Genomic DNA, 23185 nt, shown 5'->3' with positions numbered 1-23185 from the left:
CGTGGTTTTGATTTATTGTTTGGCGACGATTATCAGATCATAAATGAAGCCTTTTTTCTATCTAAAAATAAACGGTTATTGCTTAAGATCCTGTCTATGAGCTGCCCGTAACTTCCATGCCGCAGTATTGCTGTCCATCATCATAACGACAGGGCTTGGGTTTATGATGGGTTATGTCGAATATCAGGGTATTTTTGATGTGCCGCCCAGTATCATGAGCGTTGTCGGGCATGTTGATGTGAAAGGTGCTCTGGATATCGCATTAATCGGGGTTATTTTCTCTTTTATGCTGGTGAATCTGTTTGATTCATCCGGCACTCTGATTGGTGTGACGGATAAAGCAGGTTTAGCTGACAGTAACGGCAAATTCCCGCAAATGAAACAGGCTCTGTATGTTGACAGTATCAGTTCAGTGGCGGGTTCTTACATCGGAACGTCTTCGGTAACGGCGTTTGTTGAAAGCTCTTCTGGTGTCTCTGTTGGTGGTCGTACCGGGTTAACTGCTGTTGTCGTCGGCCTTTTATTCCTGTTGGTGATGTTTATCTCTCCACTGGCCGGTATGGTTCCGGCTTATGCTACGGCGGGTGCGCTGGTTTATGTGGGTGTTCTGATGACATCCAGCCTGACACGGGTGAAATGGGATGATCTGACGGAATCTGTTCCGGCATTTATCACGGCGGTTATGATGCCTTTCAGTTTCTCTATTACAGAAGGTATTGCACTGGGCTTCATTGCTTATTGTGTTATGAAACTGGGAACAGGGAAATGGCGGGAAATAGGCCCGTGCGTTATTGTTGTCACGCTGCTGTTTGTGCTGAAAATGGTATTTGTCGATGCCTGATTATTCCGGCTCAACAGAGTACTGACTGAGATAAAAAAGCCTGATGTGTCAGGCTTTTTTATGGAAATTATACGAAACTTATTTTCGGAAGAAGGTTATTGTTTATTTTCTGGTGCAATAAAACCAATGCAAACCACTTCTGATTCCGCGTTTGGTTGCGCCTGAAAGATAAACCCTTCCTTATGACTGATAGTTAAAGCAGGCCATGTAGCTAGTGTGGACTGAAAATGTTCCTGTGAGCAGTCTTTTCCTCTTTTCCCTACCAGTAATGCACCATATCTGACAATATCACTCTCTTTAATATGACGGTTGTAAATATTCGGAGGCTCACCGTTGCCGGTTTCCCACGGTTGTATGGTTTGGGGACGATAGTGGCTGTAGAACGTCAGCCATTGATGCAGGTATTCACCTCCAACATAGTGCAAAGGTGTTGAATATAATTGATTCCAGCGCTGATCTATCTGGCTGGAAAATATTTTTATTCCTTCAAATTTTTCTCCCGCTCCCCGGACATTTGCCAGCATCACACTGGTATAGCCGATGAGAACCACGATGGCAAACACAGCCAAACCCCGTAATGTTCCCGTTAAGGATTTATGGGGGAGAACTGTTATTGAACCTGCCAGCAGCGCGGGTGCTACTGCCATAAAAGGCTGGAGCCATTCGGTCATGCGCCCGCCCTCATTGAAGGAGAACCAGACATAAATAATCAGCAAAGGCAGCAGAATGACAATATTGATCAGTTGATTGGATTGCTGTTTTGGCCAGCCAATTTTTCCACCCAATAGATAAATAATGACACTAACGATAATAAGGGGGTAGAACACTGAAAGAAGGGCACGTGTGGTATGCAGATTAAATCCGTGCGTAATTTGCGAGTCTACCCACTTAAATGCAGCAAAGTCGTTATGTACCAGCCACCAGATATTAGGCAATACCAACATAAACCAGAGTGCGAGGGCGAGATAAAACAGAGGTTCCCGATAATGACGCCGGACTTTGGGCACAAACAGGGAAAGCAAAAAGACTGAGCCTACAATCGAGAGTGAGGAGTATTTACCCATCGTTGCCAGCCCCGTCGCTAACGCGAACGCCAGCCACCATTTCGGATGGTCATCAATGGCTTTCAGGAAGAACAAGAGTGACCATGACCATAACATCACCAACAGATAATTATCATTATAGGGAATGATATCGAAATTGATGATGCCAGACAGATTAAGCGTCAGCATAGCCAGCCATGCCAGTTCAATTTTGCCTGTTAAGCGTAAAGCCAGCTGCCAGACACCGAGCATACCGATAGCAATGGCAGCAAAATGAATGAAATACCAATAAAAACTGAGAGAAATATAGCTGATATGAATGGCGGGTAACATCACAACACCTACCAGCCACGGATTTTTCGGGGAACCCCATTCGCCGTTTATGCCCCAGTTCAGGGCTTCTACGGCATCATAAGGAACTGTCGGATCAAGGCAGTAACTTGCTAACATCCATAAAACAGCATAACTGATACACCAAAGATACAATGAAGTTCTATAAGAAATATCAAAGAAACGCATAATGGCTAAGGCTTATATTATTTGAGTTAAGGTAACCCAAAATATTAGCTGAACTTTAAAGAATAAGTGAATGACATTGGATGTTATATGTGGATTCTGTTAGATTCCGCCGAAAATATCTTGATAACACAAGTTGAGTCACACGCTATGAATCAGTTAAAGAAAAAATCCCCGGCAAGAGCCTCATCGGGTAAGCATAAAAGAAAAAGCCGCGAAGAATTGAACGCCGAAGGACGTGAGCGTAAACGTCAGAAAAAACATCGTGGTCATCCATCCGGTAATCGCCATCAGGAAAGTAACCAGAAAAAACAGTCTGGCAACAAGCAAGAGAAAGATCCTCGTATCGGGAGTAAGGTTGCGGTTCCGCTGATTGTCGGTGAAAAAGCAGTAGCTAAGTCGGTAGCTGAGCAGCCTAAAGTGATCGAAAAACCTCGTCTGTCAGCCCGGGAAGAGCTGGAAATGCTGGAAAATGATGAACGTCTGGATGATTTGCTGGCTCGTCTTGAGCAGGGTGAAAAGCTTTCTCTGGAAGATAATGTCTATGTCGATAAGATGCTTGATCGCATTGATGTCCTGATGGAAGAGCTGGGTATCGAGCTTGAAGATGATGACAGCGAAGAAGAGAAAAAAGAAGACATTATGCAGTTGCTGAAAGGTAAATAATTCCGCAAGGTAAACGGCTCTGAATGGCAAGCCGTTCATGCATAAATTATCTTGATCATCAAAGATGGTATGCCCAATGATGAACAACATATATCCACATTTTTAATATGGTATTTGTTGGGCTTATTGGGTAAACTACAGCCGCCATTTGATAGGCCGGAACAGCGGAAGAGATAAGTATGTCAGAGCAAGCCATTGTCTGGGATCTGCCTTTGATCCAAAAATACAACTATTCAGGGCCTCGTTATACTTCATATCCCACAGCGCTGGAATTTAACCAGCAGTATGATAATGCGGCATTTATACAAGCTGCGGCGCGTTACCCTGATCGTCCTCTTTCTCTCTATATTCATATCCCGTTTTGCCACAAACTTTGTTATTTCTGCGGCTGTAATAAGCTGGTTACCCGCCAGAAACATAAAGCAGATGAGTATCTGGCTGTTCTGGAACAAGAGATCATCACAAGAGCAAAATTATTTACGCAGCGGAAAGTCAGCCAGATGCACTGGGGCGGAGGAACGCCGACTTATCTCGATAAGACGCAGATCAGCCGGTTGATGTCGATGTTGCGCAGGCACTTCTGCTTTCTGCCAGATGCTGAAATTTCCATTGAAATTGATCCGCGTGAAATTGAGCTGGATGTGATTGACCACCTGCGTAATGAGGGGTTTAACCGCCTGAGTATGGGAGTGCAGGATTTCAATAAGGAAGTTCAGCATCTGGTCAATCGCGAACAGGACGAGGATTTTATCTTTGAACTGGTCAATCGTGCCCGCGAAACAGGTTTTACCTCTACCAGTATTGATTTGATTTATGGCCTGCCAAAGCAGACACCTGAAAGTTTTGCTTTTACATTACAGCGTGTATTGGCGTTATCGCCGGATCGCCTGAGTGTATTTAATTATGCCCACATGCCGAATTTGTTTGCGGCGCAACGGAAAATTAAAGAGGCTGATTTACCGAGTGCGGCACAGAAACTGGATATTTTGCAGCAAACTATCGCGACGTTGACCGGTAACGGCTACCAGTTTATTGGTATGGATCACTTTGCCCGCCCTGATGATGAACTTGCGGTTGCTCAAAGAGCAGGTGTGTTACATCGCAATTTTCAGGGATATACCACTCAAGGAGAATGTGATTTATTGGGCATCGGTGTGTCGGCGATCAGTATGCTGGGTGACAGCTATGCACAGAACCAAAAAGATCTCAAAACCTACTATGCTGAGGTTGCTGCGCAGGGGCACGCATTATGGCGTGGTTTAATACTGACGCAGGATGATTGCATCCGTCGTGATGTGATTAAGGCGCTGATTTGCAACTTCCGGTTAAATTTTGCCGATATTGAACACGCTTATGGTGTGAGTTTTACGGATTACTTCGCCGAAGATCTGCAATTATTGGCACCATTGGCGCAAGATGGGTTAGTTGAGGTCAGTGAGAAGCTGATTCGGGTATCACCAAAAGGGCGTTTGTTAATCCGGAATATTTGCATGTGTTTTGATAACTACCTGCGTAATCAAATGCGCCAGCGGCAGTTTTCTCGGGTGATATGAATATAGGGGCAGAGATGAATATGCCGATTATTTGAGCATATTCTTCTCGTGTATTCATAATAAATAATCAATCAATTTTGAAGGAAATTAATAGGTTTAACTTGGTCATTTAAATTTTATTTTTTCATCTCTTATCTTTTTGCGTTTTTTTAATTTTATTTCTCTTGAGTATTCTCTTAATTCCTTTTTATTAAATCCTTGGATTTTTTTTAACTCCTTTTTAAAATTGATGTTTTCAATTCTAATGTAGATTCTGGATAATATAAATTCAGCGTAATATTGACTGTTTAATATGATTTTAATTAATATGCAGGATAATATTATAAAAGCAAAGTAAATATAATCATGGTTATTAATAAACTTGAGGTAGAAAATTAATGAGCTGAAAAATAATATAATAGTGTTTAAATTCTTTTGTATAATTAACCCATAATAAATTCCGCCTAAAGTAAAACTAACATTTAAAAATACAATGATCATTCCTAGAATCAATGATGAAATGAAAGATACTGACTTTATTTTATCATTTGGATCGTCTATTAAAAAATCAGGTATGGTCTTAGCAAGACCAAAGAAAAAAGAGAGATGAACTAACATAATAAAAAGAAAGACAGACACTATCTTAAATCTAGCAGGTAAACAAAAATAATTTTTATAACTTTTATCATAAAAATTTATATTTTCCCATTCTGAATCAGAGCGTTTTAGTTTTTCTTCTAATCCTTTAGCTTCATTTAGAAGTTTTTTAAATCCCAAATTAAAAATAAAGTTTTTTGTTTTCATAGTATTGCTATATTAATGTATGGATTTATTAAAATCGCTCAGGAAAATAACTCGCAGGATTTTCGTAAGCAATAGAATGAATAGTACCAATAATATATTTACCTGACGTAATTATATTTTCTGGGTTGCGAATGGTTCCTGACATTCCACTGCTTATAAAACCACCTGTTGCTGCCAGAGAGTCACGCAAATGGTTTATTAATGTTTTTTGTATCGCTTCTGTAGGGTACCTTTTGATATATTTTCCTTGTGCTATCGCTGTCTTAATTGCCTTATTAGATATACCTGGATTGTTATGACGCATAATCTCTTCTGTTAGTCGTTTTCTTTCATGCCTTGGCATGTTTTTTAACCACTCTGATGCCTTGCGGGGGGAAGTTGCTTTCATTATTTTATACGTGCTATATGCCTGCTTCAGAGCTGCTGCACCAGAGGTAAGAGAAATTATATCCAGGATGGTTGAAGTAGTGACGTACCAATCTTGTGAGTCCAACCAAGCAATATGTCCTATACCTTCTTGTCCTCCCACAGTGAGATTATAAATTCTATATCCACCATTTACACATTGAACACCTGATGCAACTAAACCGGCATATGACAAAATTGCTAAAGGTGTACTTGTCCCTCCTGTAAATGGGACTGCTGCTGATGAGAAAACCACGCCCGTTCCTGATAATAACGCTCCACCACACGCCAGAGCTGTTGATCCAATCTCTACCATCAAGCTAGGTTCAGATACTGTTTTTTTTAATTCTACTTCCGGTGCAACCGTTAGCTCAGTATTATAAACAATAATATGCGTTAATTCAGAAGAGGTCTGATTTCCCCATCTTTTCGATGGCCTAACCAAATAACGCCTGAATTGCCCATCAGAATAAATAATACCCGCACCATAAAAATCACGGTGGCAATCTAATGCATCTTTAATTGCTTGAAAGTCGATATTTGCTTCTGAATTAGGTAGTGCATTAAGACTTCTTGAAGTATAAAAACTCGGTAACGTATATTCATCAAATTCATTTTGCAACTGTGAGATCAGACTATTTGAGCGCATTTTAATAACCACCCGTGATAATATGTTTGCTCTTTGATATTAATTATAATTCAATAAACAGTTTCTTCCCAAATACAATAACCTGATGTTCCTGCGATGTGATGTTGACAAACAATATCTTTATATTGGACTGCGACAACTTCTTCAGGTTGCCTATCCGCATGATCGACAGAATGTGGATATTGAACATTAACATTTAATAATTTTGCATTTCTTAACGTGACAGAGTAATAACGCTCTTGGCCTCCCGCTTGCGAAGTGCGATAAAAATCAAACATTAAATCAAGTTCTTCATTGTTTGCAACTGCCATCAATAACAATGGTGATGATTTATCCAGTGGTTTGACAAATTTAACTGGCTGATGAGCTGATGAGCAACATTTTGTGCTCTTGCAACTCCGTGATTAAATTGTAATACAAAAACTTGATCTTCATGTCCTAATTGATATTTATTACCAATGGAATCTAATGTAGAGCATCCTTGAGAAATCAGACCTTGAAGCTTACCTTTAATTGTCACATAAATGGAGTTTGCCATATTTTATCTCATAATTATCATTATTAATTCGTCCGTTATAGCAAAAAAATCATCAAAGAAAACAATCTAAATTAAGAAGTAGGCGTTTAAAATATATATAAGTTTATTATTTTTTCATAAAATAGATATTATTATTTTAATAGTTCTGATTTTAAGATATAAAGAGAAAGCTATCATTATATACTTCAGGGTATAATCACAGCCCCAATTCCTTCAGTTTCCGCGTAATTGTATTTCTGCCCCACCCAAGTAAACGGGCGGCTTCCTGTTTATGCCCATTGGTATGCGTTAATGCACAGTTAAGTAAGGTGCGTTCCAGTAACGGTAAAGCATCGGAAAGCAGATCCGTCTTACCGGCCTGCAAGGCATTTTCTGCCCATGCAGCTAATTGTTGTGACCACTCTGCTGCTGATGAACAGCCGGAAACAGGTAAATTATCAGTTTGTCCGACGGCTGTGGGTTGGTTTTCAATTAAATCAGTCGGGAGATCCTGTACCAGAATCTCTTTACTCACTGCCATCACCGTCAGCCAACGGCAGATATTCTCCAGCTGACGGACATTCCCCGACCATGACAGGTTCATCAGAGCTTTTTCAGTATCGGGATGCAGTTCTTTAGCCTCAATGCCCAGCTCTTTGGCGGTCTGTTGCAGGAAATATTGGGCGAGACGGGGAATATCTTCCACACGATCCCGCAAAGGAGGTAACTGCAAGCGAATGACATTCAGGCGATGATAAAGGTCTTCTCTGAATTTACCTTCCCTGACCCGTTGTTCAAGGTTCTGATGAGTTGCCGCAATAATACGGACATCAACCTTTACCGGTGCATAACCGCCAACCCGATAAAACTGCCCTTCCGCCAGAACCCTTAGCAGGCGGGTCTGGATATCCAGTGGCATATCGCCGATTTCATCCAGAAACAGCGATCCGCCATTGGCCTGTTCGAAACGCCCCTGACGAACCTGATTGGCGCCTGTGAAAGCCCCTTTTTCATGGCCGAATAACTCTGATTCAATTAAATCTTTTGGGATCGCCGCCATATTCAGCGCGATAAAAGGTGCAGCAGCTCTTGGGCTATGGCGATGCAGGGCATGAGCCACCAGCTCTTTTCCTGTACCGGATTCTCCATTGATTAATACGCTGATGGAAGAACGGGAAAGACGCCCGATAATCCGGTATACCTCCTGCATGGCAGGCGCTTCGCCAATTATCTCAGAAACCGATGAGGCTATTTTCGGGCTGCGGGAGGTTTGTTGTTGTTCACGCGCATGACTTAATGCCCGTTCAACCAATGCGACAGTTTCATCAATATCAAACGGCTTCGGCAGATAATCGAATGCGCCGTGCTGATAGGCGCTGACGGCTGCATCCAAATCAGAATGAGCGGTCATAATGATGACCGGAAGCTGTGGGTGATTCTGCCTGATTTGATTGAGTAAACTTAACCCATCCAGCCCCGGCATGCGGATATCTGACAGCAAAACCTCCGGGCTGCTCTGTGATAACGCCGCTAATACGGAATCTGCATTTTCAAAACTGACGCAATCCATTCCCGCACCACTCAGTGCCCGTTCAAGTACCCAGCGGATAGAACTGTCGTCATCAACGATCCAGATTTTTCCTCGTTGCATTATATCCCCTATTTCTTAATAGGCAGGTAAATGGAAAATTCCGTATGCCCCGGCCAGCTGGTAAATTCAATTTTCCCGGTATGTTGATCAATAAGATTGCGGACAATAGACAGCCCAAGCCCGGTACCGCCTTCATTCCCGCTGACCATTGGATAAAATAGCATATCCTGAATATTCGGAGGAATGCCCGGACCATCATCTTCAATATCAATCCGGGCAGCCAAACGGTAACGTTCACCGTGTAAGGTAATCTGAAATGCCGTTCGGGTGCGTAAAGTAATCGTGCCTTTCTGATCACCTAATGCCTGTAGCGCATTGCGGGTGATGTTTAGCAAAACCTGCTCAATCTGATCAGGGTAATGAGACAACTCTGGCAGACTGGGGTCATAATCTTTGACCAGCGTAATATTACCGGGCATTTCCAGTGACACCAGCTGATAAACCCGCTCGACCACATGATGGATACTCTGGCTAATCTGAGCCCCCGGATGTTGAGGCCCTAATAACCGATCGACAAGAGTACGGAGCCTGTCAGCCTGTTCAATAATGACTTGTGTATATTCCCGCAGAGAGGGGTCCGGCAATGCTTTTGCCAGCAACTGAGCCGCTCCCCGCAATCCTCCCAGAGGATTTTTGATTTCATGTGCCAGCCCCCGAACCAATTCCCGTGCAGCTATCTGCTGTGCCTGTTGTATCTGCTCTTGGCTTAAACGACGCTGACTATCCATAGGAGCGAGTTCCAGCAAAATGAACTGTTCGGAAATTGGTTGGGCACTGAGCGACATAACATGTGAGTGATTATTAACCACTAATATTACTTCGTTATCCGTAAAACCATGCCCTCGTATCAGACTGGATCGCATAAATTCCGTATCCAGCGAGATATAACTGAATAAAACCGGAAGAGGAGTGCCAAATAATTTACGTGTACTTTGTGCCAGAAGTTGCATGGCGGAATGGTTGGCATAGTGGATAATCAAATCGTTATCCAGCACTAAAACACTGTTTATCAGTGAATCAAGAATTTGTTCTGCTTGGGGAAAATCAGCCATTGCCATCCAACCTTTGCACTTTTTTGGTGCATTGTATCTTATTACATCATAAATTGAGCAACCCTCTTTATCTTCTATTTTTAAGGAAAAAATCCGAGGGAAAAGAGCCCATCCGAAGATGGGCCAAAAGTTTCACGGCAACAAAATCAATAAAGAACGGTGGTGACACATTTTAAGCATTACATACGGTAATTGAACATTACACGCTGTAATACAGTTCAAACTCCAGAGGATGTGGCGTCATGCGAACGCGCTCAATTTCACTATTAAGCACGCCGATGTAAGCATCAATAGCATCATCAGTGAAAACACCGCCTCGTGTCAGGAACTCACGGTCTGTATCCAGAGCCGCCAATGCTTCTTCCAAAGAAGAGGCCACAGTTGGGATTTCCTGTGCTTCCTCAGCTGGCAGGTCATACAGGTTTTTATCCATCGAATCGCCCGGATGTATTTTATTGATGATCCCATCAAGACCTGCCATCAGCAGAGCTGAGAACGCCAGATATGGGTTTGCGGCCGGATCAGGGAAACGGACTTCAATCCGGCGGGCTTTACTGCTGGCAACAACAGGAATACGGATAGAAGCAGAGCGGTTACGGGCTGAATAGGCCAGCATCACCGGAGCTTCAAAACCGGGTACTAGACGTTTGTATGAGTTGGTTGTGGGGTTGGTGAAGGCGTTCAGAGCGCGGGCATGTTTGATAATGCCACCGATATAATAAAGCGCCATTTCGGACAAACCGCCATATTTGTCTCCTGCGAACAGGTTAACACCGCCTTTGGACAGTGACATATGACAGTGCATGCCTGAACCGTTATCCCCTACCAGTGGCTTCGGCATAAAGGTCGCGGTTTTGCCGAAAGCGTGGGCGACATTATGTACCACGTATTTGTAAATCTGGGTTTCATCCGCTTTTTTGGTCATTGTATTGAAGCGGGTTGCGACTTCGTTCTGGCCTGCTGTAGCTACTTCATGGTGATGAGCTTCCACAACCAGCCCCATCTCTTCCATCGTCAGACACATTGCTGAACGCAGATCCTGAGAAGAATCTACCGGAGGAACAGGGAAGTAACCGCCTTTGATGCCCGGACGATGGCCTTTGTTACCCTCTTCGTAGCGAGTACCGCTATTCCAGGCCGCTTCGGTATCATCGATATGGTAGTAAGAGCCTGAGATAGAATTACCGAAACGAACATCATCGAACAAGAAGAATTCTGGTTCTGGCCCGAACAGAACAGTATCCGCGATATCACTGGAACGCAGGAAATCTTCTGCTCGTTTTGCGATGGAGCGAGGGTCACGACCATAACCCTGCATAGTACCGGGTTCAAGAATATCGCAACGAATAATCAGCGTGGTATCATCAAAGAAAGGGTCAAGCATGGCTGTAGAAGGGTCGGGCATTAACACCATGTCAGATTCATTGATACCTTTCCAGCCCTTGATAGATGAACCATCAAACATTTTACCATCTTCGAAGAAGTCTTCATCAATTTGGTGGGCAGGAATAGTGATGTGCTGTTCTTTACCTTTAGTGTCAGTAAAACGTAAGTCAATAAACTTCACCTGATGTTCTTCAATCATGGATAAAACATGTTCAACGGACATACTGAGTTCTCCTGGTTTACGTCAGCCGGATGCGTTGTCAGAAATGCACCCTTTATCTTATTATCTTAAGCAGCTAATGCTGTCTTTGTATACAGCCAACTCGTTGCGATTTTCAATGCTAAGGAATATTGCGAAAAGCGTGCCAACTTTTTTAAAAACGTTAATTCTGGTGTTTCTGCGCGTAAATGGGGAAAGTTGGAGAGAAATGATAGAAATAATGGAAGATTTTTGAGGGCTTATGCACTTTACTGGTGCATAAAGATGATGCTTTGCACTGTTATGGTGAATTCTGGGTTCGTCTGTACAATACAGATAAATTACTATAACTGTGATTCTTATCACGTTTGTTCATGGCGGCTATCACGATGGTTATTAATGCCATTTCAGGGAATGTCGTGTTTATATGCAAAAAAACAGATAAACTTCAAAAGTGATGCATCTCACATTTATTTCACTCTGTGGCTATAACGTGTAAAATAGCACCATATTTGTGTTGAATGAGGGTAGCATCGCACCCAGTATGCTGTACCCATTTAATAATTTCTTCAAATAGCTAAAACGGTAAAAATACTTGTCAATTAATAATTTAAGAAACATTGCCATTATCGCTCACGTTGACCATGGCAAAACGACGCTGGTTGATAAACTCTTACAGCAGTCCGGTACATTTGGTGAGCGTGCTGCAACAGCTGAGCGTGTGATGGATTCCAATGATCTGGAAAAAGAACGTGGTATCACCATCCTTGCAAAAAATACTGCCATTAAATGGAATGACTACCGTATCAATATCGTGGATACTCCGGGCCACGCCGACTTCGGTGGCGAAGTAGAGCGTGTGATGTCAATGGTCGACAGTGTTTTGCTGCTGGTAGATGCGATGGATGGCCCGATGCCACAGACTCGCTTCGTTACTCAGAAAGCCTTCGCTCATGGCTTGAAGCCAATCGTTGTTATCAACAAAGTTGACCGTCCGGGCGCACGTCCTGACTGGGTTGTCGATCAGGTATTTGACCTGTTTGTAAACCTGGGTGCAACTGATGAGCAGCTGGATTTCCCTATCGTTTATGCTTCTGCATTAATGGGGATCGCAGGCAACGAGCATACCGATATGGCTGAAGATATGACTCCGCTGTATCAGGCAATCGTTGAACATGTTGAGCCGCCTAAAGTTGACCTTGATGGCCCGTTCCAGATGCAGATTTCCCAGCTGGATTACAACAACTACGTTGGTGTTATCGGTATCGGCCGTATCAAACGCGGAACTGTAAAACCAAACCAGAATATCACGCTGATCGACAGCGAAGGTAAAACCCGTAACGGTAAAGTCGGTAAAGTCTTCAGCCATCTGGGTCTGGATCGTATTGAATCAGACAAAGTTGAAGCGGGTGACATCATCGCGATCACCGGTCTGGGCGACCTGAACATCTCTGATACGCTGTGTGAAGTGAATGCTGTAGAAGCTCTGCCAGCACTGGCCGTTGATGAGCCTACCGTTAGCATGTACTTCTGTGTTAACACTTCACCTTTCTGTGGTCGTGAAGGTAAATACGTAACATCCCGTCAGATCCTTGATCGTCTGAGAAAAGAACTGGTTCACAACGTGGCACTGCGTGTCGAAGAAACGGAAGATCCAGATGCTTTCCGTGTTTCCGGTCGTGGTGAATTGCACCTTTCCGTTCTGATTGAAAACATGCGTCGTGAAGGCTTCGAGCTGGGAGTTTCTCGTCCGAAAGTTATTTTCCGTGAAATTGATGGCCGTAAGCAGGAACCTTTCGAGCAGGTAACTCTGGATATCGAAGAGCAGCATCAGGGTGACGTGATGCAGGGGCTGGGTGAACGTAAAGGCGAAATGCGTGATATGTTGCCGGATGGCAAAGGTCGTGTGCGTCTGGATTATGTTATCCCAAGCCGTGGTCTGATTGGCTTCCGTACTGAATTCATGACTATGACTTCCGGTACTGGTCTGTTGTACGCAACATTCAGCCACTATGATGACATCCGTCCGGGTGAGATTGGTCGTCGCCAGAATGGTGTACTGATTTCCAACGGTCAGGGTAAAGCAGTTGCTTATGCTCTGTATGGTTTGCAGGAGCGCGGTAAGCTGTTCCTTGGCCATGGTACAGAAGTTTATGAAGGCCAGATCATTGGTATTCACTCCCGCTCCAATGACCTGACTGTAAACTGTCTGACAGGTAAAAAGCTGACCAACGTTCGTGCGTCAGGTACAGATGAAGCAACAACACTGTCTCCGCATATCAAGAAGACACTGGAGCAGGCTCTGGAGTTTATTGATGATGATGAACTGGTCGAAGTGACTCCTGAGTCAATTCGTCTGCGTAAACGTCATCTGACTGAGAATGATCGTCGTCGCGCAAGCCGCAGCAAAGACGCTTAATTTCTCCTGATAGCTTAGGGTGCTTCGGCACCCTGAGTTTCACTACTTTCTTAAAAACGAACTCTTCTCCAATCCCCCGCCAGTCCGACAGCTCCAGCCAATTTTTGATTTTCAACTATGATTGATGCTGCATGTGGATTGATTAGCAGCCCAATTTGTTTATTTTTTTGTCGTGTCACCTTTTTTCCTGGTGAAATTATGATAAAAGTACAAAACGATATGCCTCAGTCAGGAGGGACTATGCTGTATATTTTCGATATGGGTAACGTGATTATTGATATTGATTTTAGAAGAGTATTAGCTGTCTGGAGTAACCTGAGCGGGACACCACTTGCAACTTTGAGCCCCAAATTTGCTCTGGGAGAGACGGTTGAAAAGCATGAGCGCGGCCAAATTACAGATGCAGAATTTGCCGAAATGCTATGTGATGAAATGGAAGTTTCTCTTAGCTTCGAACAATTTTCTGAAGGCTGGAATGCGATTTTCGTTGGTGTCAGGCCGGAAGTCATTGAGTTGATGAATAAACTACGTGAGCAGGGGCATCGGGTTGTTGTGTTATCTAACACAAACCACATGCATTTTCAGTATTGGCCGCAACAGTATCCAGAAATTACTACGTCAGCAGATCATTTATATCTGTCTCAGGATTTGGGAATGCGTAAACCGGATCAGGACATCTTTAACTATTTATTGGAAAAAGAAAGAGTGGTAGCTGGGCAGGCGGTTTTTTTTGACGATGTACAGGAACATGTTGATGCTGCCAAAAGATTAGGTATCAATGCCATTCATGTGAGTGACAGGAATGTTATCCCTGATTACTTTAAGACACATGATTTTTCACTTCCCGCAGTAACATAATTTCTTTCATATCGTCGTTTCACCGTTTTCATGTAACATTCAACAGGCTCTCAATAGGATGGTATCTTGGCGAGCGAGACTCCATCCTTACAGGTTAATCTATTTATACGGATCATACACAATAAAAATGATTGCATTAATTCAACGTGTAACACAGGCAAAAGTGGCTGTTGATAGTCAGACTATCGGTGAAATTGAACAGGGGTTGCTGGTTTTTCTGGGAGTGGAAAAAGAAGACGACCAACAAAAAGCACAGCGCTTATGTGAGAAAGTAGTGGGATATCGGGTATTCAGTGATGAGAATGGAAAAATGAATCTGAATGTTCAGCAAGCTAATGGGAGCTTATTAGTTATCTCTCAGTTTACGCTGGCAGCGGATACTCAAAAAGGTTTAAGACCGGGCTTTTCCAGAGGTGCTGAACCCCAAAAAGCAGATGAACTTTATCGCTATTTTGTTGAACAGTGCCGTGCAACTGGTGTAAAAACAGAAATGGGGCAATTTGCTGCCGACATGAAAGTGAGTCTGACAAATGATGGACCAGTGACTTTTTGGTTACAAATATGACTTTCTGGCTACAAATATAATGTTAAAGCATCTATTCCCCCGACTACACACGACAACACGCAAAGAAGGGGCTGTTTTTATGTATCACCTCAGAATACCTCAAACCGAACAAGAGCTGGAAACTTATTACCAATTCCGTTGGGAGATGCTGCGTAAACCACTTCACCAGCCTGTTGGATCAGAAAAAGACGGTTATGATTCAATGGCTCATCATCAAATGGTGGTTGATGAGAAGGGCAGGCCGGTTGCTGTCGGGCGTTTATATATTAATGCGGATAGTGAAGGCGCTATTCGCTTTCTGGCTGTTGATCCGAATGAGCAGCAAAAAGGGCTGGGTACATTGATTGCAATGGCATTGGAATCGGTTGCCAGACAGGAAGGTGTGAAACGAATTGTTTGCAGCGCCCGTGAGGATGCGGTTGATTTCTTTAAGAAACTGGGCTTTGAAAATCGCGGGCTTATCAATGGCGCTAATTCATCTCCTATTAATCATTTTTTGATGATTAAACCCATCATGAGTCTTGATGATATTCTGCATCGTCCGGACTGGTGTGCGCAATTGCAGCAGGCATGGTACAAACACATCCCGCTGAGTGAAAAGATGGGCGTGCGTATTACTCAATATACGGGGCAGCGTTTTATCACCACCATGCCGGAAGCGGGAAACCAGAACCCTCACCATACTATTTTTGCCGGTAGCCTGTTTTCTCAATCAACATTAACCGCATGGGGGCTGATTTGGCTGCTATTGCAGGAACGTCAGTTAGGGGGAGAAATCATTCTGGTGGATGCGAATATTCGTTACCAGAAACCTATCGTTGGCCGCCCCAGTGCCGTTGCCGATCTCAACAATATGAGCGGTGACTTGGCCCGCCTTGCCCGTGGTAATAAAGCACGTGTAAAACTGGAAGTTCATGTCAGCGGTGAACAGGGACTCGGAAGTGTGTTCACCGGTACTTATATTGTCTTACCTGCTGAACGTTCAGCCGCAGCATAAGCGATTACAACCTGCTTTGCCAAAATACGCAGATCTTTCGCAGCATACTGAATCGCTACAACATAATCGTGGCACAGGTTTTGTTTTGATCTACATCCGGTTGCCCAGCCTCATCAGATTGTTTGACATCAGACTGCCCGGCTGGGCAGTTATCAGTAGAAATCACGCCCTGATTAATGGATTGCGACTCTTTATCGGCGTTCTTATCCTCAGCCGTCAGTGTGCCATTAATTGTGCTTTTAATATTATCGGCTGAAAGGTTGCCGGTGATAGCCAGTGAGAAATTACCATCGCCATGCAGATGGAGCGGTATCCAGCCCCATTGTGGAAGAACCCCCAAATTCACATTCATCCCTTTTAAGCTGAGTTGGAAGGGTTTTTGAGCTGCAAGCTGTTCAATGAAGCCGTTAAGCTGGAGTAAGCCGTCACCTGAAAAGGTGTTCAGTTTATCAATAATAACTTTGTCATCTGCGGTGTGTAGTTGTAGATAAGGCCGAAATATTTCAATTTTATTGAATGTTCCACTTGTGGCCTGTAACGAGGCCTTCCCATTCCATAAGCCCCAATGACCATTTTTCAGGATATCCAGAGTATCGACATATCCCGATAATGTGGTGAGCTGAAATGGAAAATCAGGATTGGTATCAATCAGGAGGGTATTGTTGATACTGACATTATTTAACTTCAGTGCCGAAATCCATTCAGGAGCCGGGTTTTTGATATAGTCGCGCCACTGCGATGGTAAGGAATAAATCAAACCGGTTACAGAGCTATCGTTAAGTGTTAGCTGGTGATTTTGACGATCCCATTGCGCTTTAATATTAAATAAGCCCTTTTGATAATGGGCGGTCAGATTATCAATGGTGAATAGATCACCGGAAAAGCTGAGTTGCCCTAATATATCTTTGAACTGATCTTCGTTGAAAGTCATATTCATGGCATTGAAGTCAATCAGACCATCTTCTGCCTGCCATTGCCCGTTAGCCAACCCCAGCCCTTTGATGCTGGTATTAAGATAATCGGCAGACCAGTCTTTTCCCTGTAACTTAGCATTAGTGAGATTGAGATCTTTAATGTGGATAGCAGGCAGAGAACGGGTTTTTTCTGTCAGAACAGCCAGAGTCATAGGTGACTGCCAGCGGATATCATTGATCAGGATATTATCCCAGCTCCAGCTGCCATCCGCTAATCGCTGCCCGTTTCCGGAGATGAGACCCTGTAGGAATTCAGCGCCAAAGGAATTGATAACCAGATTATTATCCTGATAGCTGCCCTTCATGACGACTTTATCAAATGACAGATCATTTATGCTGATATTACTGGCACTGAGCTGATATTGCCCTGATCCAAAAGGCATATTTTCATCAGGAGACCAAGGTGTAATGCCGCCGACAATATTTTTGCCCTGAACCTGTGACTGGGCGGTTGTTAGTTGAACATCCATATTATTAAGCTGTAAAACATCAGCTTTCAGGGCCGGGGTAAATGCAGAGCCTGACAGTATCAGTTTTCCATCTTGTAAGGTCAGCTTACGGAGATTGGCCAATTTTGTCGGGGACTGCCATTTAAAACTCAAATCTACGCTATCGGCATTGAGTGAGAAAGAACCCTGCTTATCACTGACATTCACATTCTTGAGCATTAAGGTCATCGGCTGCTGCCAACTGTGATCGATATTTTCAATATTGATCTGATAATGACTTTGCTTATTCAGCCATGTGCTGAGTTGTTTTGCTCCCCAGTGTGTTTGGGCAACAAAGTAAACAGCAATAATTGCCAGCATCAGTAATAATAGCAGTACTGCAAAGCCTTTCCTTAACCACTTCATGATCTCACCCCAGTATAATCGTCCTGAAAAAGATCCTTTTATGCCGTAAAAAGCGACATCACTCAATAGATGGTGCTGAAAAACCTTTAATTCCGTCATTTAGGGAAGAATATTGCGAAAGGTTACGCAAAATACAAAAAAAATCCCGCTATAAGAGCGGGATAACATAACAACAAGGCGAAAGCTTAGGTGAAAAACGATAGATTATTTTTCCTGAGGAAAAATCAGATTAAGCAGGATTGCTGTCAGGCCGCCAGCCGCAATACCGGAAGAAAACAGATTTCTTATCCATTCAGGGGCAAATTGTAAAATGAGAGGCTGTTGTGAAACGCCAAGCCCCATAGCCAGTGATAATGCAATAATCATGATGGCCCGGCGATTTAATGGTTCCCGTGCAACGATTCTGATACCGGATGCGGCAATCGTGCCGAACATGACAATAGTTGCGCCACCTAATACCGGCTCAGGGATATGCTGCACAAAACCGGCTACTGCCGGAAACAGCCCCAACAGGATCAGCATGGCAGCAATAAGGTAGCCAACATAACGACTGGCAACACCGGTTAGTTGGATAACACCGTTATTCTGACCAAAACAGGAATTCGGGAATGTATTAAATACGGCAGAAATCATCGAATTGACACCATTCGCCAGTACACCGCCCTTAATGCGCTTCATATATAACGGGCCGCAGACCGGCTGCTCAGAAACATCTGACGTGGCTGTAATATCTCCAATCGTTTCCAGCGATGTCACCATAAAAATCAGGATTAATGGAATTAGTAAATGCCAGTCAACCGAAAGCCCGTAATAGAGCGGGGAAGGAACAGTGATTATTGGTTTGTCTTCTGTTGTGGTTGCATGGGGTAGCATCTCCATGTACCAGGCAGCCAGATAACCGACTGTCATGGCAATCACCAGAGAAGCTACCCGTAGATAGGGATTACACTGGCGGTTCAGCAGTATGATAATGGCGAGAACAATTCCTGCCAGAAAAAGGTTTGCAGGGGCACCGAATGTGCCTTGCTGAATAGCAGAATAGCCACCACCGATAGAAGTCAGCCCAACCTGAATAAGTGACAGGCCAATAATCATAACAACAATGCCTGAAACCAAAGGGGTGATGAGTCTTTTAGCCAGATGAAGTATGCGGGAAAGAAATATCTCTGTCGTTGCGGCAAGCATCAATGTACCAAACAGAGCTGCCATCATGGTGGGCACATCAGCCCCTCCATTTTTCAGGGACAGCCCACCCATGATAAGCGGCGTGACAAAATTAAAGCTCGTACCCTGAATGGACAGTAATCCAGAGCCCATAGGCCCCCAAGAGCGGATTTGAATAAGTGATGCCAGCCCTGAGGCAAACAGGGACATACTGATGATGCGTTGAGTATCTTCTTCAGGAAGCCCGAGTGCCTGACAGATCAACATAGCCGGTGTGATAACCGCAACAAACATTGCCAGCAAATGCTGAAAAGCAGCAAATAAGGCATGTGGAAGAGAGGGTTTATCTTCCAGACGGTAAATTAATTCACTGTTTGATTTTTGAGGAAGTGCCGATGCTGAGTTTTCGCGGATTGAGGTGGCCATGAGTGTAGTTTCGAGTGAAAAAAACACATTTTATTGATCTAAATTATAAAAGCAATCGTTTGCGTAAAATTTTGTCTATGGCTTATAACCTTATTTCGTCACATTTTTAAATGTTTTAACTTGTGTTTATCAGTAATTTTTTTTCTAATCCAATCCTTACCTGCTCTTGGCGTTTTTATAGGATGATTATAACGTCGCATTAAATTAACATAATTTTAACAATTAGATGGGGTACATAAATGTATCATCTGGATATTTATGGCACGCTCGTTGCGGCCACACTTGTTTTGCTACTGGGAAGAAAACTCGTACAGTCAATTTCATTTCTTGAGAAGTACACTATTCCAGAGCCAGTCGCAGGTGGCTTACTGGTTGCTTTTGCTCTGCTGGCAGTTAAACAATCTACGGGTTGGGAAGTCAGCTTTGATTTATCCCTCAAAGACCCTCTGATGTTGGCATTTTTTGCCACAGTTGGCCTGAATGCCAATCTTGCCAGCCTGAGAGCAGGCGGAAAGCTTCTGTTAATCTTTATTGTTGCCGTCGTTGGCCTGCTGCTGGTGCAAAACACAGTGGGTATTGCACTGGCGAAAATGCTTGGCCTTGATCCGTTAATGGGGTTATTGGCAGGGTCTGTGACCCTTTCGGGAGGGCACGGAACAGGTGCTGCATGGGGTAAGGTCTTTACCGAACGCTACGGTTTTGAGAATGCGACGGAAGTTGCAATGGCCTGTGCGACATTTGGTTTAATTCTGGGCGGCCTGATTGGAGGGCCTGTTGCCCGCTTGCTGGTGAGAAATAACAAAACGCCGGGTCTGGAGAATGATGATACTGAAGTTCCATCTGCATTTGAAAAACCTTATACCGGTCGCCTGATCACACCGTTGGTAATGCTGGAAACCATCGCATTAATCTCTATCTGTTTATTAGTCGGTAACTATCTTGAGAAGATGTTGGAAAATACGCTCTTTTTGCCAACGTTTGTCTGTGTTCTGTTTACCGGAGTCATACTGAGTAATGGTTTGTCTTTGCTGGGCTTTTACCGGGTATTTGACCGGGCTGTCTCGGTACTGGGTAACGTCAGCCTGTCACTCTTCCTTGCAATGGCGCTGATGAGTCTCAAATTGTGGCAGTTAGCTTCCCTTGCTCTGCCGATGCTGGTAATCCTCGCGGTGCAGGCCGTGGTGATGGCATTGTACGCGATATTTGTTACTTACAGAGTCATGGGCAAGAATTATGATGCTGCGGTACTGTCAGCTGGTCACTGTGGCTTTGGGTTGGGTGCGACACCAACCGCGATTGCAAACATGCAGGCCATAACAGATCGCTTCGGGCCATCACATGTGGCGTTTCTGCTCGTACCGATGGTGGGGGCGTTCTTTATTGATATCGTTAACGCTGCAATCATCAAGCTTTATCTGCTATTACCTATATTCCCATCTGTAGCAGGTTAACTTAACTTAGCCTTGTGTCCTGGCTAGATATGCCGCTGGAAGATTTCAGCGGCATTTCTTTAACTTATTATTTATTAACTTATTTTTTAATTAAACATTATTGCTCAGGCGTGGCTGTACTGAGAACGATCAGCAAGCCAGCGTTCAATCAGTGCCTTCGCGTTTTCTGGATAATGCTGGTGGATATAGTGGGCAATACGCTGAACTTCAGGGAGCATTCCCTGATCCCGCAATAAATCGGCAATTCTGAATTCGACATTACCAGTCTGACGTGTGCCAAGAAGTTCACCCGGCCCCCGGATTTCTAAATCTTTTTGTGCAATGACAAAACCATCATTACTGTCCCGCAGAACTTGCAGACGGATTTTGGCAGTATTGGTCAGCGGTGTTTTATAAAGCAGAACACAATGTGAGGCTATTGCGCCACGTCCGACACGACCACGAAGCTGGTGTAACTGAGCCAGCCCTAATCGTTCGGGGTTATCAATGATCATCAGGCTGGCATTGGGAACATCAACACCAACTTCAATCACCGTGGTAGCAACTAATAATTGAAGTTCACCCTGCTTAAAAGCATCCATAATGGCTTGTTTTTCTGCGGGTTTCATCCGCCCATGAACCAGACCAATTTTCAATTCTGGCAGAGCCAGAGCCAGTTCCTCACTGGTCACCTGAGCTGCCTGTGCTTCCAGAACTTCAGAATCCTCAATCAGAGTACATACCCAATAAGCCTGACGACCTTCATCTAAGCAGGCACTTTTAACTCGCTGGATAATCTCATTCCGGCGGGTATCGGGAATGGCGACCGTTGTTACAGGTGTCCGCCCCGGAGGAAGTTCATCGATAACGGATGTGTCCAGATCGGCATAAGCTGTCATTGCCAGTGTTCGTGGAATTGGTGTGGCAGTCATGATTAACTGATGGGGATGAAAACCCTGTTCATGCCCTTTCTCCCACAGAGCCAAACGTTGATGAACACCGAAGCGATGTTGTTCATCAATAATGACTAATGCCAGCGCAGAAAATTTGACCTGCTCCTGAAACATCGCGTGCGTGCCGACGACCATACTGACCTGACCATCGGCAATGGCTTCCTGCTGTGCCAGCCGCGCTTTGCCCTTTTGTTTGCCAGCCAGCCAACCTACCCGAATGCCGAGGGGTTCCAGCCACTGCTTAAAAGTGCTGGCATGCTGTTCCGCAAGCAGCTCGGTGGGAGCCATCAACGCAACCTGTTTGCCATGTACGATGGCGCGGACTGCTGCCAGTGCTGCCACCAATGTTTTACCGGAGCCGACATCTCCCTGAATCAGTCTCATCATCGGGACATCTTTTTCCAGATCATGCTCTATTTCTTCAACTACGCGATCTTGTGCGCGTGTCGGTGAGAAGGGAAGCAGAGCCAGCAACTGCTGTTTTAATGAATTATCCGCCGTGAGTGACTGGGCATGAAAACGCTGTGCCCCTGCTCTGACAGCCAGCATACTTAAATGATGAGCCAGTAATTCTTCCAAAATCAGGCGGCGTTGAGCCGGATGCCTGCCACTTTCTAAATCTGCTAAAGAAATGTCAGGAGGGGGGCGGTGTAATGTATGCAGGGCATCAGGAAGGCTGATAATCTTGCGGCTGAACTGCTCGGGTAATAATTCATTAACTGCGCAGGTCTCAAGTAGCTCAAGCGCCTGTTCGATCAATTTACGTAGCGCGGTTTGGCGTATGCCTTCTGTTGTGGGATAGACAGGAGTTAATGTTTCCTGCAAATGAATACGCCCGGCGTTCTGTTGAATTTTATATTCCGGATGAATGATTTCAGCACCCTGAGAGCCCCTGCGTATTTCACCATAAGCGATGATATGTTTACCTTCTGCCAGACTGTTCTTCATGGAGGCAGTGAAATTGAAAAAGCGCAGGGTTAATATGCCTGTATCGTCACTGATTTGACAAATCATCATACGCCGCCGTCCAACAACGACATTGGTGCGTAATATTTCCCCGCTCACTGTCGCACAAATACCGGGCAACACTTCATTGATGGTATACAGGCGGGTTTGATCCTCATAACGGAGAGGCAAATGAAGTAGTAGATCCTGTAGATTGACCAATCCCAGTTTAGCAAGCTTTCCTACCTGACTGGCTCCAACACCACGTAAAGTTGCTAATGGGATGGCATCAAGTAATCGGCCTTTCATACTTATTCTCCATAATCCAGCTCGCCATAA

At 44.2% G+C, this 23185-nt stretch carries 17 protein-coding genes and 2 pseudogenes; 8 read left to right on the top strand and 11 right to left on the bottom strand.

Features of this window, described 5'->3' with window-relative positions; genetic code table 11:
- Positions 1-100: 100 nt before the first annotated feature.
- A pseudogene (locus tag Xinn_RS08895) lies at positions 101-841 on the top strand (solute carrier family 23 protein); the annotation flags it as partial.
- A gap of 95 nt (positions 842-936) precedes the next feature.
- Here Xinn_RS08895 and Xinn_RS08890 read toward each other — a convergent pair.
- Positions 937-2403: a glycosyltransferase family 39 protein gene (locus Xinn_RS08890; protein ID WP_086954712.1), complete on the bottom strand. Its 1467-nt coding sequence runs from the start codon at positions 2401-2403 to the stop codon at positions 937-939.
- Between the two features lie 147 nt (positions 2404-2550).
- Between Xinn_RS08890 and yihI the strand changes: the two genes are divergently transcribed.
- Positions 2551-3066 (top strand): Der GTPase-activating protein YihI, encoded by a 516-nt coding sequence (gene yihI / locus Xinn_RS08885; RefSeq protein WP_086956529.1) that lies wholly within the window; start codon positions 2551-2553, stop codon positions 3064-3066.
- 179 nt (positions 3067-3245) lie between these two features.
- Positions 3246-4619, top strand: coding sequence for an oxygen-independent coproporphyrinogen III oxidase (gene hemN / locus Xinn_RS08880; RefSeq protein ID WP_086954711.1), 1374 nt, complete (start codon positions 3246-3248; stop codon positions 4617-4619).
- A 105-nt stretch (positions 4620-4724) separates the two neighbouring features.
- Here hemN and Xinn_RS08875 read toward each other — a convergent pair whose 3' ends face one another.
- The 6 genes and pseudogenes from Xinn_RS08875 to glnA form a co-directional block, all read right to left on the bottom strand.
- Positions 4725-5402, bottom strand: a complete 678-nt coding sequence (locus tag Xinn_RS08875) for a hypothetical protein (protein WP_086954710.1) — start codon at positions 5400-5402, stop codon at positions 4725-4727.
- Positions 5403-5430: 28 nt separating this feature from the next.
- Positions 5431-6456 carry an Ssp4 family T6SS effector gene (gene ssp4 / locus Xinn_RS08870; protein ID WP_086954709.1) on the bottom strand — a complete coding sequence of 342 codons (1026 nt, stop codon included), beginning with the start codon at positions 6454-6456 and terminating at the stop codon, positions 5431-5433.
- 50 nt (positions 6457-6506) lie between these two features.
- Positions 6507-6994, bottom strand: a pseudogene (locus Xinn_RS08865) (Hcp family type VI secretion system effector).
- Positions 6995-7190: 196 nt separating this feature from the next.
- A complete protein-coding gene (gene glnG / locus Xinn_RS08860) occupies positions 7191-8624 on the bottom strand; it encodes a nitrogen regulation protein NR(I) (RefSeq protein ID WP_086954708.1) in 1434 nt (477 codons plus the stop codon).
- 8 nt (positions 8625-8632) lie between these two features.
- Positions 8633-9682 (bottom strand): nitrogen regulation protein NR(II), encoded by a 1050-nt coding sequence (gene glnL / locus Xinn_RS08855; protein WP_186435648.1) that lies wholly within the window; start codon positions 9680-9682, stop codon positions 8633-8635.
- 193 nt (positions 9683-9875) lie between these two features.
- Complete coding sequence (gene glnA, locus Xinn_RS08850) at positions 9876-11285, bottom strand: glutamate--ammonia ligase (protein WP_086954706.1); 1410 nt, start codon at positions 11283-11285, stop codon at positions 9876-9878.
- A gap of 571 nt (positions 11286-11856) precedes the next feature.
- Here glnA and typA point away from each other — a divergent pair.
- Positions 11857-13680, top strand: coding sequence for a ribosome-dependent GTPase TypA (gene typA / locus Xinn_RS08845; RefSeq protein ID WP_086954705.1), 1824 nt, complete (start codon positions 11857-11859; stop codon positions 13678-13680).
- A gap of 50 nt (positions 13681-13730) precedes the next feature.
- On the opposite strand, the gene Xinn_RS23110 is transcribed toward typA, so the two are convergent.
- A complete protein-coding gene (locus Xinn_RS23110) occupies positions 13731-13859 on the bottom strand; it encodes a hypothetical protein (protein ID WP_280176139.1) in 129 nt (42 codons plus the stop codon).
- A 61-nt stretch (positions 13860-13920) separates the two neighbouring features.
- On the opposite strand from Xinn_RS23110, the gene yihX reads away from it, so the two are divergent.
- The 3 genes from yihX (at position 13921) to fabY (ending at position 16100) form a co-directional block, all read left to right on the top strand.
- A complete protein-coding gene (yihX, locus tag Xinn_RS08840) occupies positions 13921-14538 on the top strand; it encodes a glucose-1-phosphatase (RefSeq protein WP_086954704.1) in 618 nt (205 codons plus the stop codon).
- 127 nt (positions 14539-14665) lie between these two features.
- A complete protein-coding gene (dtd, locus tag Xinn_RS08835) occupies positions 14666-15103 on the top strand; it encodes a D-aminoacyl-tRNA deacylase (protein ID WP_086954703.1) in 438 nt (145 codons plus the stop codon).
- A gap of 79 nt (positions 15104-15182) precedes the next feature.
- Positions 15183-16100, top strand: coding sequence for a fatty acid biosynthesis protein FabY (gene fabY, locus Xinn_RS08830; protein ID WP_086954702.1), 918 nt, complete (start codon positions 15183-15185; stop codon positions 16098-16100).
- A 55-nt stretch (positions 16101-16155) separates the two neighbouring features.
- Here the strand turns inward: fabY and Xinn_RS08825 are convergent, their stop codons facing one another.
- Both Xinn_RS08825 and Xinn_RS08820 read right to left on the bottom strand, forming a co-directional pair.
- Entirely contained in the window at positions 16156-17928 is a 1773-nt protein-coding gene (locus Xinn_RS08825) for an AsmA family protein (protein ID WP_186435647.1), read from the bottom strand.
- Positions 17929-18132: 204 nt separating this feature from the next.
- Positions 18133-19518, bottom strand: coding sequence for a uracil-xanthine permease family protein (locus Xinn_RS08820; protein WP_086954701.1), 1386 nt, complete (start codon positions 19516-19518; stop codon positions 18133-18135).
- Between the two features lie 239 nt (positions 19519-19757).
- Here Xinn_RS08820 and gltS point away from each other — a divergent pair, with 239 nt between their 5' ends.
- Positions 19758-20969 carry a sodium/glutamate symporter gene (gltS, locus tag Xinn_RS08815; protein WP_086954700.1) on the top strand — a complete coding sequence of 404 codons (1212 nt, stop codon included), beginning with the start codon at positions 19758-19760 and terminating at the stop codon, positions 20967-20969.
- Between the two features lie 104 nt (positions 20970-21073).
- Here gltS and recG read toward each other — a convergent pair whose 3' ends face one another.
- On the bottom strand, positions 21074-23155 hold the full coding sequence (recG, locus tag Xinn_RS08810; protein WP_086954699.1) for an ATP-dependent DNA helicase RecG: 2082 nt from the start codon (positions 23153-23155) through the stop codon (positions 21074-21076).
- Positions 23156-23185 lie beyond the last annotated feature (30 nt).

It is taken from the genome of Xenorhabdus innexi, assembly GCF_002632485.1.
GTDB classification, from domain to species: Bacteria; Pseudomonadota; Gammaproteobacteria; order Enterobacterales; family Enterobacteriaceae; genus Xenorhabdus; species Xenorhabdus innexi.
The sequence above is the reverse complement of the archived record's forward strand: the minus strand, read 5'-3'. Positions and strand labels throughout refer to the sequence as shown.